Annotated in this window: 14 protein-coding genes; 2 read left to right on the top strand and 12 right to left on the bottom strand. The window is 34.4% G+C overall.

The annotated features are described in order from the left end of the window. Position 1: 1 nt before the first annotated feature. From xylB to EDD66_RS03880, 3 genes are all read right to left on the bottom strand, one after another. The gene (gene xylB, locus EDD66_RS03890; protein WP_123608251.1) at positions 2-1,510 is read right to left on the bottom strand and encodes a xylulokinase; all 1,509 of its coding nucleotides are present in this window, start codon (positions 1,508-1,510) and stop codon (positions 2-4) included. A gap of 60 nt (positions 1,511-1,570) precedes the next feature. Further along, positions 1,571-2,434 carry a class II fructose-bisphosphate aldolase gene (locus tag EDD66_RS03885; protein WP_123608250.1) on the bottom strand — a complete coding sequence of 288 codons (864 nt, stop codon included), beginning with the start codon at positions 2,432-2,434 and terminating at the stop codon, positions 1,571-1,573. Between the two features lie 187 nt (positions 2,435-2,621). Further along, the gene (locus EDD66_RS03880) at positions 2,622-3,635 is read right to left on the bottom strand and encodes a LacI family DNA-binding transcriptional regulator (protein ID WP_123608249.1); all 1,014 of its coding nucleotides are present in this window, start codon (positions 3,633-3,635) and stop codon (positions 2,622-2,624) included. 366 nt (positions 3,636-4,001) lie between these two features. Here EDD66_RS03880 and EDD66_RS03875 point away from each other — a divergent pair, with 366 nt between their 5' ends. After that, positions 4,002-5,054 (top strand): M23 family metallopeptidase, encoded by a 1,053-nt coding sequence (locus EDD66_RS03875; RefSeq protein ID WP_408632099.1) that lies wholly within the window; start codon positions 4,002-4,004, stop codon positions 5,052-5,054. Positions 5,055-5,211: 157 nt separating this feature from the next. On the opposite strand, the gene rlmH is transcribed toward EDD66_RS03875, so the two are convergent. From rlmH to EDD66_RS03830, 9 genes are all read right to left on the bottom strand, one after another. Continuing rightward, positions 5,212-5,691 (bottom strand): 23S rRNA (pseudouridine(1915)-N(3))-methyltransferase RlmH, encoded by a 480-nt coding sequence (rlmH, locus tag EDD66_RS03870; RefSeq protein WP_123608248.1) that lies wholly within the window; start codon positions 5,689-5,691, stop codon positions 5,212-5,214. A gap of 26 nt (positions 5,692-5,717) precedes the next feature. Beyond that, positions 5,718-6,167 (bottom strand): threonine/serine exporter family protein, encoded by a 450-nt coding sequence (locus tag EDD66_RS03865; RefSeq protein ID WP_123608247.1) that lies wholly within the window; start codon positions 6,165-6,167, stop codon positions 5,718-5,720. Next, positions 6,164-6,940 carry a threonine/serine exporter family protein gene (locus EDD66_RS03860; protein ID WP_123608246.1) on the bottom strand — a complete coding sequence of 259 codons (777 nt, stop codon included), beginning with the start codon at positions 6,938-6,940 and terminating at the stop codon, positions 6,164-6,166. Before EDD66_RS03860 ends, EDD66_RS03865 begins: the two co-directional genes overlap by 4 nt. 395 nt (positions 6,941-7,335) lie before the next feature. Continuing rightward, positions 7,336-7,695: a type II toxin-antitoxin system PemK/MazF family toxin gene (locus EDD66_RS03855; protein ID WP_123608245.1), complete on the bottom strand. Its 360-nt coding sequence runs from the start codon at positions 7,693-7,695 to the stop codon at positions 7,336-7,338. Positions 7,696-7,828: 133 nt separating this feature from the next. Further along, complete coding sequence (gene alr / locus EDD66_RS03850) at positions 7,829-9,019, bottom strand: alanine racemase (protein ID WP_123608244.1); 1,191 nt, start codon at positions 9,017-9,019, stop codon at positions 7,829-7,831. A 12-nt stretch (positions 9,020-9,031) separates the two neighbouring features. Then, the gene (locus EDD66_RS03845) at positions 9,032-10,558 is read right to left on the bottom strand and encodes an NAD(P)H-hydrate dehydratase (RefSeq protein ID WP_123608243.1); all 1,527 of its coding nucleotides are present in this window, start codon (positions 10,556-10,558) and stop codon (positions 9,032-9,034) included. A 3-nt stretch (positions 10,559-10,561) separates the two neighbouring features. Further along, positions 10,562-10,924, bottom strand: a complete 363-nt coding sequence (gene acpS, locus EDD66_RS03840; protein ID WP_123608242.1) for a holo-ACP synthase — start codon at positions 10,922-10,924, stop codon at positions 10,562-10,564. Positions 10,925-10,943: 19 nt separating this feature from the next. Then, positions 10,944-11,558, bottom strand: coding sequence for a coiled-coil domain-containing protein (locus EDD66_RS03835; protein WP_123608241.1), 615 nt, complete (start codon positions 11,556-11,558; stop codon positions 10,944-10,946). A gap of 40 nt (positions 11,559-11,598) precedes the next feature. Next, complete coding sequence (locus EDD66_RS03830; protein ID WP_123608240.1) at positions 11,599-12,249, bottom strand: redox-sensing transcriptional repressor Rex; 651 nt, start codon at positions 12,247-12,249, stop codon at positions 11,599-11,601. Between the two features lie 220 nt (positions 12,250-12,469). Between EDD66_RS03830 and EDD66_RS03825 the strand changes: the two genes are divergently transcribed. Continuing rightward, entirely contained in the window at positions 12,470-12,664 is a 195-nt protein-coding gene (locus tag EDD66_RS03825) for a hypothetical protein (RefSeq protein ID WP_123608239.1), read from the top strand. Positions 12,665-12,909: the final 245 nt, after the last annotated feature.

Here is a 12,909-nt window from a genome sequence, read left to right as displayed (position 1 = left end):
CTTACTTATGCATTGTCTCTTTTAACTTTTCATAAAGTTCTAAATATATCTCATAATTTTTTTTATATTGCTCATGTTTTTCCATATCTGGCTCATGTTTTCTTTTCACTTTTACTGTCAGCTTAACAGCTTCTTCAAAATCCTTATACATTCCTACACCAACACCTGCAAGAATACAGGCACCCAGTGTTGTTGCTGTATCAGATGCTGGTACAATAAATGGTTTGCCAATGATATCTGACTTAATCTGTGTCCAAAGCAGCGAATTAGCAGAGCCCCCCATTGCACATAATGTATCTACTTTGATATCAGTCTCGGCTGCAACATCTAAATTATGTTTTATAGAAAAAGCTACACCTTCCATCGCCGCTCTTACTAAATGGCCTTTGGTCTTACTAAAATCTAATCCATAAAATACACCTTTCGCATTTGGATCCCAAATCGGGGAACGTTCCCCTGCCATATATGGCAAAAATACAAGTCCATCACAACAAGGATTCACATCTTCGGCGATATCATTTAATAGTTCAAATAAATTTTTTTCTTCATGTTTTGCTTTTTCTCTTTCATAATCGCCAAGTTCCCTCTCAATCCACCTCATAACACCTCCGCCTCCGGTTGTTCCACCTTGAAGCAGCCATAGATCTGGAACTACATGGTAACTTAATATCAATCGTTTATCTGCTTTATACGTGTCAGTGCAAATGCTCATACCACCTGCCTGACCACCCTGTTCCTGAGTTTCGCCAGGATGTATTACACCTGCACCAAGTGTTCCACATGCCGCATCGAGACCACCTGCAACAACTGGAATTCCTATTGATAAACCACATTCCTCTGCAGCTTTTTTAGTTACTGCACCTACAATTTCATGACACTCATATATATCTGGTAAAATATCTATGGGTATTCCAAGTTTTTCACACATTCGTATATCCCAAATACCTTGATGCATATCAAAACAATGTAACCCGTATCCTTGTGATTTATCTTGACTCATAATACCTGTAAGTTTGTAGACAATAAAGCTGTTCGATTGCAGAATTTTATCTGTCTTTCTATAAATTTCCGGCATATTTTCCTTATACCAAAGAATCTTTGCTGTTGTATATGAAGGCTGTAATGAATTTCCAGCCAGATCAAATATTTTCTCAGAACCAATATCAGCATTTAAATTCTCACATATTTTATTTGCTCTGGTGTCCATCCAAATTGGCGTATTCGTTAATACATTCCCTTCCTGATCAACAGCGATCGCTGACCAGCTCTGCCCATCAATACCTATTCCAGCTATTTCATCTGATTGGATGCCACTTAGACTTAGTGCTTCTTTTATGGCTTTACATACTGCACTCCACCATTCATCGGGATTTTGCTCTGCATAGCCTTTCCTGGGATAATATACATTATAAACTTCATTCGTGCTCGCAAGAACCGTACCAAATTTATCGAAGATTGCTACCTTACAAGCACTTGTTCCAATATCTATCCCTAATAAATATTGTTTCATTGAATCACCTCGTAACGTTTCGGGTATATGTATAATATAAGCACCTCGAAAGGCACCGGACTAATAAGTTATACTCTTTATTTTACTGTTACACCCGCATACAATCATGCGATCCATAACAAGTTTTTTTACGTTTTCCATTCCCACTTTACCTAGATCCTTTGGATCAATCGTATCTGGTTTATCAGTAAAAAGATGTTTTATTCCATCCGTATATGCTGCCCTTAATTCGGTAGCAAAATTTACTTTACATATTCCCCGATTCACACAATCACGTACATCTTCATCACTTAACCCGGAAGCTCCATGTAGAACTAATGGTACTGATACTACTTTCTTTATTTCTGATAGTCTTTCTTTATCCAGCACTGGAGTTCCAGCATAAAAACCATGAGCAGTGCCAATTGCAATTGCCAGCGAGTTAATACCGGTTCTTTCTACGAATTCTTTCGCCTGCAGCGGATCTGTGTTAATATCTGCTTCTGCCTCCAGATCATCTTCTTTCCCACCAACTTTTCCAAGTTCTGCCTCTACAGGAATGTCATTTGGTGATGCAACTGCAACAACTCTTTTTGTTAATTCTATGTTTTCTTCAAAAGAAACAGCAGAGCCATCTATCATAATAGATGTATATCCCTCTTTAATAGCCTGTACTGCTAATTCAAAACTACTCCCATGATCAAGATGTAATGCAACTGGCACTTTAGCCTTTTTTGCTTCTGCGAAGACTAGTGCTGCAAAAGTAGCTAATGTACCATATTTCACCGTTGACGGCGTTGTTTGCAACATAACAGGTGCTTGCAGCTCCTCTGCTGCTGCAATTACTGCTTTCACCATTTCCATGTTTTCAACATTAAATGCACCCACTGCGTAACCACCTGCTTGTGCATCTAATAACATTTGTTTCGATGTAACGAATGCCATAACTTTCCTCCTTAATTTCAAAATAGAAACGTTTCGGTTATAACAATATATTATCATAAAACATAAAGATGTCAATAAAAAATATGATTTTTAAGATTATGTTTTATACATAAAAATGAATGCTGATGATACAACATAATATCGTATCATCAGCACTCATTTTTCTTTATATTTAGTCTTAAAAAAATCATATAGATGGCAACTTTACTTCTTGTATTGAATTGCCATTCAAAAAGCCTGTTTGCAGTTTAAGGATTTTTTTATCTTCTGGATTTCCGCTTATTCGATTTAACATAATTTCTGCAACATTAACTCCAATTTTTTTTGTTGGTTGCGTAACTATAGCCAGTTTAGGTTTACAAGCTCGTGCAAATTCAATATTATCAAATCCTATTACTGATATATTTTCTGGTATCTTTATACCAAGTTCATTTATCCCTATTACTGTTCCCATGGTCATTTCATAATTGGAAACAAATACAGCAGTCATATCAGGATTCTTTTTTATTAACTCTTCTATACATTTCATTCCACCTTGAATAGTATAGTCACCATGGGCAATGAAACGTTCTTCTGGCACAATGCCAGCTTCTAATAATGCTAATCTATATCCTAGTAACCGTTCTTGGGCAGTAAATATTTCCTCAGGTCCACTAATGATACCAATTTTTGAGTGGCCATTTTTAATTAAAATTCCTATGGCATCTTTCACAGCGGTTAAATTATCTACTAAAACACAATCACAATCCAGACCATTAATTTTACGGTCAATAAGTATAATCGGCTTTTTTGCCTTAATAAAGGACTTTAAATGATTGCCATCCACATTGACTGGCATATTAATTATTCCATCCACCCTCTTTCGATATAAAAAATCTATTGCTTCTTTTTCAATATCTTTGTTGGTTCGGCAATCACAAATAATCGTAGCATATCCATGCTGGCGCAAAATATCTTCCATCTCAATAATTATTTCTGCACAAAATACATTGTTCAATTCAGGTATTACAACACCAATTGTTTTTGTCTTATTTGTCTTTAGTCCTCTGGCAGTTTCATTTACCTCGAAATTCAATTCTTTTATTGCTTGTTCAATTTTTTCCCGATTTTTTTCCCGCAAATTCCCACCGTTTAAATAAGAAGATATTGTTGCTAAACCCAACCCCGTCTTTTGGGCAATATCTTTAATTGTTGCTGCCATGTATAATCCTCTTTTCGTTATAGTCCAATTTTATAAGTATTCGAATCGTTTTTATTATAGATTTATTTCTTTTTTTAGTCAATATCTTTTAATATAATCGACTTTACTATTAAAATAATAAAACAATATTCCGTTTTAATCATTCATTTTATTCAATAATTGATTATATTGTAATATGGAATGAATTAAATTCATAATATAGTACTACAGTTATTTGGTCGAGGTATGTTTATGATTAAAAGTTCAGCGATAAAACATAGTATTATGTCAGTGATGGTTTTGATATTAGTGATTTTTTCTGCACTAATGCAACATAACATAGCTTGGAAGTCTACATATACATTTGCACCAGAAAATTCCGAAAATATGGAAACAAATCAGGAAGGTACGGACGATAATTCTGAAATGAATTCTACAGAGGAAAACACTAACACAGAAACTGAAAATGCTACAGAGACCGAGAAAAAGGATTACATAAAGTGGGTGGATTTTAATGCCACAGAATCTGCAATGAGCCTGGCTTATAAATATGATGTTGAATCCCATACGTCAGAAGTTAAATTAAATTGGATTGAATTACTGGCATATGCAGCTGCTAAAAATGGCGGTAACTTTCCACAAAAAGCCAATAAAGATATCAGTACACTGGCTGAAAAACTTAAGAACAAAGAAGACACACTTGAAAGTATCACAAAAGATTTAAAATATTATAAATACTTCCTGGAAGCTTATACTGCTATTCTTGGTGGTATGGTAGGCGAATATGAAATAGAAGTTCCAGTGGAAGAAGGCAGTGAAGAAAAGAAATGGGAAAAGAAATATGGGCTCAAAGCATTTCTTCCAATTGCAAAAGGATTCCCTTACAGCGGTTACGATGATTTTGGAGTTTCCAGAGAATATGGCTTTACCAGAAAACATTTGGGCCATGATATGATGGGGCAGACAGGAACCCCTATTATAGCAGTGGAATCCGGATATGTAGAAGCCTTAGGCTGGAATCAATACGGCGGATGGCGTATTGGTATCAGAAGCTTTGATAAGAAAAGATATTATTACTACGCTCATCTTAGACAAAACTTTCCATATAATAAGTCTTTAAAAGAAGGAAGTATCGTTCAGGCAGGAGACGTTATAGGCTATCTTGGCCACACCGGCTATAGTACCAAGGAGAATACCAATAATATCAAGACCCCTCATCTTCACTTTGGCCTTCAGCTGATCTTTGATGAATCTCAAAAAGAGAGTACGAACGAAATCTGGATCGATTGTTACCAGCTGACGAAATTCTTATATAAGAACAGATGCCAGACTGCAAAGAATGTAGAAACAAAAGAATGGTACCGGATTTATAACATAAAAGATCCACTTGTGGATGAATATTTAAAGACTATTGATTCAGGCCCCGGATTGCCTCAATAAGAAGATATTAGATGATTGCGAAACCCTTTTGTGTGTTCAATGATGTTCCCGTGTTCTTAGGCTGTCTACTACAATTTTAGCAAACAGTGACGACAGACAAAGAACACATTGGGAGCACATGGGCTTTCCTGCATGATCCATAAATCTGCTCCTCCACTTATTTATGATAAGGCTGATTATGTATAATACGGTAAGCTCTATATATCTGCTCCAGTAAAATCATGCGCATCATCTGGTGTGGAAAAGTCATCTTAGAGAAACTCAGGCTATAGTCCCCACTTTTTAGAACGGCTTCATCTAATCCAAGTGAGCCGCCAATAATAAATATAATATGACTTTCACTGGAAATTCCAAGCTTTTCTATCTTTTCAGAAAGTTCTACTGATGTCACTTCTTTCCCCTCAATCGCAAGAGTAATTACATAAGCCCCATCTTTAATATATTTCAGTAAACGTTCGCCCTCTTTTTTCTTAATTTGCAATTCTTCTGCCATACTGGCATTATCAGGAGTTTTTTCATCAGATACTTCAATGATCTCCAACTTACAGTATCTGCTGAGCCTTTTTGAATATTCATCAATACCCATATTAAAATATTTCTCTTTAATTTTTCCTACACAAAGTATGGTAATTTTCATAATTTTCTCTCTAAGTCAAATAAAACCTACATTCCTTTCTTCTTTTTCTTTATGGGAACCTTCTGCTGCAATATCCTAAATATTGAATCCATAATAAATATAGCAAGGGCAATTACTCCTGCCAGCTGTAATGTCTGTGAAAAATAGTAACTTACCATGGCCCCATTTCCTGCAATAAAATGATATACCGTACGATACATCCCTGTTCCAGGGACTAATGGTAAAATACCGGAAATTAAGAATACTGTTACCGGCGCTTTTAAAATACGTGCAAAACTGTGGGATACCAGGGCTACTATAAGGGCCGCAATAAACGTGCGAAAGGCTATATGTTCTTCTCCTTCTCCCATGGCCAAATATACCCACCAGCCAATCGAGCCTACCAGCCCAACCAATAATGTAAACTTTTTTGGCACTCCCAGGATAATTGCAAGTGCAATCGTAGCAAAAAGCGCTCCAATTGTTTGTATTATCATAACAGACTACCTCCGATCCCATTGGAATACAAAGCCAGTCCCACACCAATTCCCACTGCAATGGATGCGGCAATTAAAAAGGCCTCCATTGCTCTGGTAGCTCCTGACATATAATCTCCCTGCAAAGTATCTCTTACCGCATTGGTAATTGCCACCCCCGGAACCATAGGCATGATCGATCCTGCAATGATTATTTCATTATTGGCATGATTTCCTGTAAAATTCACATATATCATAGTATTTATCGCGATTAAGACAGACGCCATCATATTGACAATGAATTGGCTCATTTCTGTTTTCTTGGCTATCATCATCCAAAGTACAATAAATAAGCCATTAACAGCAGAGATGGCGCAATCCTTCCAGTCCCCGCCTAAAACAACTGAAAAAAAGGCTGAAGTTGCCACTGTCATTATCCAGATAAGTATATCCGGATAATGTTCTTTTCTATTAATATTTTTTAATTCCTGATATGCAGTTACCCAATCTATTTCATCGTTGCATAACTTTCTGGATATATCATTCACTAAATATATCAGATTTAAATTTGTACTGCGGATAGATACTCTTTTTACCAGAGTAATCGCATCAATGGATATGTCATCCAGTGTTGCGAAGATTCCTGTAGTTGTCACAAATGCTTCTGTTCTTTCAAGATTAGAAATTCTAAGAATTCTACACATTGTATCCTCTACTCTATACGTTTCCGCTCCACTTGTTAACATGATTTCTCCCGCCAATAAAGCAATGTCCATTAACAGCTTATAATTCATTGTTTTCTCCCCTCGCATCACCTGAATCAAGTTTCACTTTATCTGATGGCTACCAGCTGTAACACTCCCACTTCTAAAGTGGGAGATAACAGCTGCTACGTCCCTAGATAAGTTCAACTAAGATTCAGATGTGTTAAAAACCACACCTGAATCAAGTTTCACTTTATAAAAAAGTCATTCATTTTCTATTTTTTTTATAATTTATTCACATTATAAACACATATTTATACTATACTAAGTTCCAGAAGTGAGAAATCACTTTCTATCCCACCCTATTATACGTATTGTAACTTATACAATAGTTTATCATGTGTATCTATTGTACAAAGATTACAGGAAAATAGCAATTAGATATAAAATCTAATTGCTATTTTTTGTGCGAAATATTCCTTTTGTTAATTATAAGCATATGTATCTAAGGAAAAACTTACGATTAATGCTCTATCTATTTTCTTAAGTATGTCTTCGTCAAGGTGGCATACCTTTTCCTTAAGCCTTGATTTATCAATCGTCCGCACTTGTTCTAAAAGTATAACCGAATCTTTTACTACACCATATTTCTCAGCATCTATCTGAACATGAGTTGGCAGCTTCGCTTTATTCATTTTTGAAGTTATTGCTGCACAGATCACTGTGGGGCTATGCTTGTTGCCGGTATCATTTTGAATGATTAATACTGGCCTTACGCCACCTTGTTCTGAACCAATGACAGGTCTTAAATCTGCATAGAAGATATCTCCTCTTTTTATTATCACTTTATTCACACTCCATCTTAGGCTTTAGCTTTATTATCTCCAAATTTTCCTAGTGTATTCCATAAAGTGTTATTCTTTTTCGAATTTAAGTATTTTAGGTATGAATACCTCCTGTTTTTACATGATTTTCACATTATAATGGAAAATCAAGGGTAACCTTGGTACAATTATAATAATCCAGAGTACCTATTTTTTTACCATCCCTATAATATTCTCTGGGGATTCTTTTTCCAAGGTCACAAACAAATTCATAATTAAATGAACCTTCCAGAGCGGCTAATTCTTCTACTGAAATAAATTCATTTTGATCTCTTCCTATTAAAGTTACCACATCTCCCGCACACACATTATCAATATCCGATATATCAACCATAAATTGATCCATACAGATTCTACCTATAATAGGTGCTGATCTGCCTTTGATTAATACCCTTCCTATATTAGATAATCTTCTTGGGTAACCATCTCCATAACCAATTGGTATGGTTGCAACCATTGTTTTCTTTTGGGTAATAAAAGTACTTCCATAGCCAACACCAATGCCTGCTTCTAATTCTTTTACATGTACCACATAACTTTTTAATTCTAAGGCAGGTATCAGAGGAAGCTTTTCTTTGTTCACTTCTTCCGATGGATATAATCCATAAGTAGATATACCACTTCTAACCATATCCAGATTCGCTTCAGGCATATCAATAATCCCTGCACTATTGGAAACATGCTTTAAAGAAATTTTTATGCCTTCATTTTCTAATCTATCTACAAACTCAAGAAATATTTTTAATTGATTTCTTGCCATTGTTTTGTCTAAATAATCAGCTTTTGCAAAATGAGTGAAAATCCCTTCTATCTTAATTCCTTCTAATTTACTAATTTTCTTGATACATTCAATACTGTCTGACGATGGCCAAAAACCTATTCTACTCATTCCTGTATCCAATTTAATGTGAATTTTTGCTGTTTTTCCCTGTTTAAGTGCTTCCTTTGATATATCCAATGCCATATCATATTGAAATACAGTCTGGGCAATATCGTATTCTATCAATTCTTTATAATACTCTTTCGGGGTAAACCCAAGTATTAAAATAGGTTTTGTAATATTAGCATTTCTTAGTTCTATTCCTTCTTGAATGATGGCAATCCCATAAACATCTACCAACGGATCAAGGATCTTTGCTACAGGAATTGCTCCATGCCCGTAACCATCTGCCTTCACAACAGCCATTATCTTTGAGTCACTACGAATAATTTTTCTGGTATTCTCTATATTTTTGTAAATTGCATCAAGGTTTATTAATGCCTTGACTCTGTAGTACTCTTTCATACTATTTGCCTCCTAGTCCCTAACTACACATGGTAATGCTTCTATTATATCACTTGCCATAAGAGAATAAACCCCTTTTTCTCTCATTGCATGATCTCCTGCAAGTCCATGAAGATATACTCCTAAAGCTGCAGCTTCAAAAGCAGACATACCTTGTGCCAGTAATCCTGCAATGATTCCTGTTAGTACATCGCCGGAACCTCCTGTAGCCATGCCATTATTACCTGATGTATTGATATAGATCTTCCCCTGACTAGCTACTAATGTTCTTGCATCTTTTAAGACAAGTGTGTACTGTTTCTCTTTCGTTGCCAGGTTTGCTGTCTGCAAAATATTTTCAGCAATTTCTTGTACTGTTCGATTCATAAGCCTCGACATTTCTTTTAGATGTGGAGTAAGAATAAAATTATTTGGCAGATTAACATTGATATCTATGCCGTTGTTTTCTTTGAAATCTTCATATTCTTTTTCTTTTGCAAGAAGATTAATAGCATCTGCATCAATAATTGTTGGAACTTTTGAATATTTTAGTACCAATTGCAATAATTGATCTGCCATATTAGAAACACCAATGCCTGGTCCTATTACAATAGAGGTCGACTGCTGTATTTCGTTTATAATGCCCTCTCTCAGACTATCGCTGTTTTCCTCTTCATCATAGGTAAAAGAAAGAGCCTCCGGTAGTAAAGTTTGTAGTATCTCTTTGTTTTCAATAGCAGTCATTATCTTAACAAGACCTGCTCCTGTTCGATAAGCAGCTTTCGCTGCTAAAAAACAGGCTCCTGATATTTCCTTAGAACCTGCCATAACTAATACTTTTCCGTAAGTCCCCTTATTGGAATACTTTTGCCTTACCGGTAACCTTAATATATCTTCTGGTTCATAGATAAAATGTTCCGGCCGTATCCCCATAAGTGCTTTTGGCGAAAATCCAATATCCTTTACTGTTACTATTCCTGCATACTCAGAACCTGGATATAACAAATGACCTAGTTTTAAAAATCCAAATGTAATAGTTTCATCTGCCTTAATTGCTGTATTCAACACTTTTCCATCATTAGCACTTATTCCAGATGGAATATCAATAGAATAAACTCTATTTTGTAATTGATTTATTTGATTAATAATAGATGCATATCTGCCAGTGACTGCTTTCGACAAACCTATGCCAAATAATGCATCTATAATTATATTATATTCATTAATTTCTAGTTGGTTAAAGATATTCACCCCAATATTTCTGGCAATATTAAGCTGTATTTTTGTTTGTTCTGTAGACTTTTCTTCTTCTCCAAGAAGTAAGATATCCGCATCAAAACCTAAATGGAATAGGATTCTCGCTACAGCTACACCATCTCCACCATTATTACCGGTCCCACATACAGCTAAAATCTTATCCTCTTTGACTATGGATTTTAATATCACATCAACCGCTGCCATGGCAGCTTTCTCCATTAATACTAAAGAAGGGATTCCGATTTCTCGAATAGTATATTCATCAATTTCTTTCATTTGTGATCCATTAACAACATACTTCATCTTCTAAATCCCTTCTCCTATCACATAGGCAATTGAATAAAGCTTAGTATTAGATATAGATACATGTATTTTATCTATATCTAATTCTAAACTCTTCTCTTTTGCTTTACCATATAAATTAACATAAGGCCTGCCCAATTCATCTCGTAAGACTTCAATTTCAATAGGTATAATACCTCTGAATCCTGTTCCAAACATTTTAGCTACTGCTTCTTTTACAGCAAAGTTATCAGCAGATTTTTTTTTATCTGTCTGAATTAATTCTATCTCTTTTAAAGTATAGTATTTCTTTAGAAATGATTCTTTATTACAAGCTTTCAATACTCTATCAATTTCAATTAAATCTGTTCCTATACCGATAATCAAAGCTTCTCACCTTTCGAAATCAATTATTCACTTGCTTTTTATCTAAAATTTCCATTATTTCTGCCCCAAGTAAATCATGCATATTAGAATAAATGATTGTATTCCTATTCTCCAGATCCTGCTTTTCTAGAATCTTATTTTTTAATGCTTCTCTGGTCTGTTGAATCCAATCATTTAAATTTGCTATTTCATTATAGTTCTCCTGCATTTCTTCGTAACAAATTGCCACACTATTTAGCATTAATTCTTCATTTGTAGCTTTGATTTTGTAAGGCAATTCTCCTAATTCATTTTCACAATCATTTAATTTCTCATTAATTTCCTGAATCAGTCTTCGATTTTGTTCCAGTTTTTTCTCATTCTTATGTCTTGTTGATAAAGTATCTATATCCATACTTTGAACGATTTCTGCCATAAGCTGCTTTTTCAAAGCTTTTAAATCTTTTATTTCTGATGTTAATCTTCCTTGTCTCTTCATTAAATCGTTCAACTGATCTTCTAATACTTTTACATCCACTGGTTTATCCATTCCAGGAAACAATTGATGCCATCTTGTATCTAAAGTAAGAATAGGAATTTTTTTATTTATAAAGGATAGTCTGAAATCATCAAAATTATTATTCTTTTTTGTCAATTAGATCCACCTTCCTTTAAAAACCTTATCCACTTTACTTTTATTCCTTTTTCTGCATGGCTTCTTCATGAGTTTTTAATTTATAGGACAATCTCATAAGACTTTCTGCCAAATGCACATTTTCGACCATGATATCACTTGGCAGATTAAGATCTGTAGGTGCAAAATTCCATATGGCCTTAATGCCCCATTTTACTAAATCTGAAGCTATCTGTGGTGCTTTTGTCTTAGGTAATGTAAGTGCTGCAATATGAACGGTATGCTCTTTCATATATGTTTCAAGCTCATCAATTAAATACACATCTTTCCCACGAATAGAAACCCCTGCCAATCTAGGATTTACATCAAACAGGGCTTGTATAACAAAACCTCTTCTTTCAAAATCCTGATAATTAGCAAGCGCCTGTCCAAGGTTACCTGCTCCAATAATGATAACATTATATTTTTTCTCTAATCCAAGAATCTTGCCTATCTCATTATACAAATATTCTACATTATAGCCATACCCTTGTTGACCAAATCCACCAAAATTATTTAAATCCTGTCTTATCTGAGAAGCTGTAACATTCATCTTTTCACTAAGTTCTTTGGATGATATACGAACGACTTCATTCTCAAGAAGCTCACCTAAATATCTGTAATATCTTGGAAGCCTTCTTATTACAGCTAAGGATATACCTTTTTCTTCCACTATTTGTTCCTCCTTTTTAATAAAAACACTTACTGTTATTATATAAAATCGTTAACTTCTTGTCAAATAATGTTTAAATTATTTAATGCAGCAAAGAGAAATCGAGCTTAGGCTGAACTGTAATTATTTAATAAAAATTTACCTTTAAATCCATTTTTATATGTTCTTGATTTTACATAATATAATCTAAATTGCAGATGCTATTTCTGAGGTGATTGATATGAATAATTTATTAAGTGAAGTTCCAATTGGTTTTGGTATGGCTCTTGCGCAAGATCTGGATGCCATGAATTATTTTGCTAATCTGGATAAGCAAAAACAGCAGGAAGTCATAAATCATACCACCCAGATACACTCAAGAGAAGAAATGAAACAATATGTTACCAGTCTTTCTGATCATTCCAGTTTTAAGTAAGAGACAAAGAAGGTTGTTGTATTAAAACAACCTTCTTTGCATTTTTGCAGAAAATTAAGAATATATTACCATTTTCCAATTGACAATATAAAACTCTGATAATAGAATAACGATATATTCACTATTCGACAGTTTTCGACATAAAGTAGTAATTTATCATCCCTAAATTTCAATAAATAATATTATGTGTCAAAGAAAGAAGTATTAATTAATATAGATAGTGAATAAATAAACATTTATCAAGG

Origin of the sequence: Mobilisporobacter senegalensis (assembly GCF_003752155.1) — a bacterium.
Taxonomy (GTDB): Bacteria; Bacillota; Clostridia; order Lachnospirales; family Lachnospiraceae; genus Mobilisporobacter; species Mobilisporobacter senegalensis.
This window is presented reverse-complemented; position numbering and strand designations above follow the sequence as displayed.

Coding starts and splice junctions, on each gene's coding strand:
- xylB (WP_123608251.1), bottom strand. CDS start 1,510: ATGAAACAATATTTATTAGGGATAGATATTGGAACAAGTGCTTGTAAG.
- EDD66_RS03885 (WP_123608250.1), bottom strand. CDS start 2,434: ATGGCATTCGTTACATCGAAACAAATGTTATTAGATGCACAAGCAGGT.
- EDD66_RS03880 (WP_123608249.1), bottom strand. CDS start 3,635: ATGGCAGCAACAATTAAAGATATTGCCCAAAAGACGGGGTTGGGTTTA.
- EDD66_RS03875 (WP_408632099.1), top strand. CDS start 4,002: ATGGAAACAAATCAGGAAGGTACGGACGATAATTCTGAAATGAATTCT.
- rlmH (WP_123608248.1), bottom strand. CDS start 5,691: ATGAAAATTACCATACTTTGTGTAGGAAAAATTAAAGAGAAATATTTT.
- EDD66_RS03865 (WP_123608247.1), bottom strand. CDS start 6,167: ATGATAATACAAACAATTGGAGCGCTTTTTGCTACGATTGCACTTGCA.
- EDD66_RS03860 (WP_123608246.1), bottom strand. CDS start 6,940: ATGAATTATAAGCTGTTAATGGACATTGCTTTATTGGCGGGAGAAATC.
- alr (WP_123608244.1), bottom strand. CDS start 9,019: ATGAAAGAGTACTACAGAGTCAAGGCATTAATAAACCTTGATGCAATT.
- EDD66_RS03845 (WP_123608243.1), bottom strand. CDS start 10,558: ATGAAGTATGTTGTTAATGGATCACAAATGAAAGAAATTGATGAATAT.
- EDD66_RS03825 (WP_123608239.1), top strand. CDS start 12,470: ATGAATAATTTATTAAGTGAAGTTCCAATTGGTTTTGGTATGGCTCTT.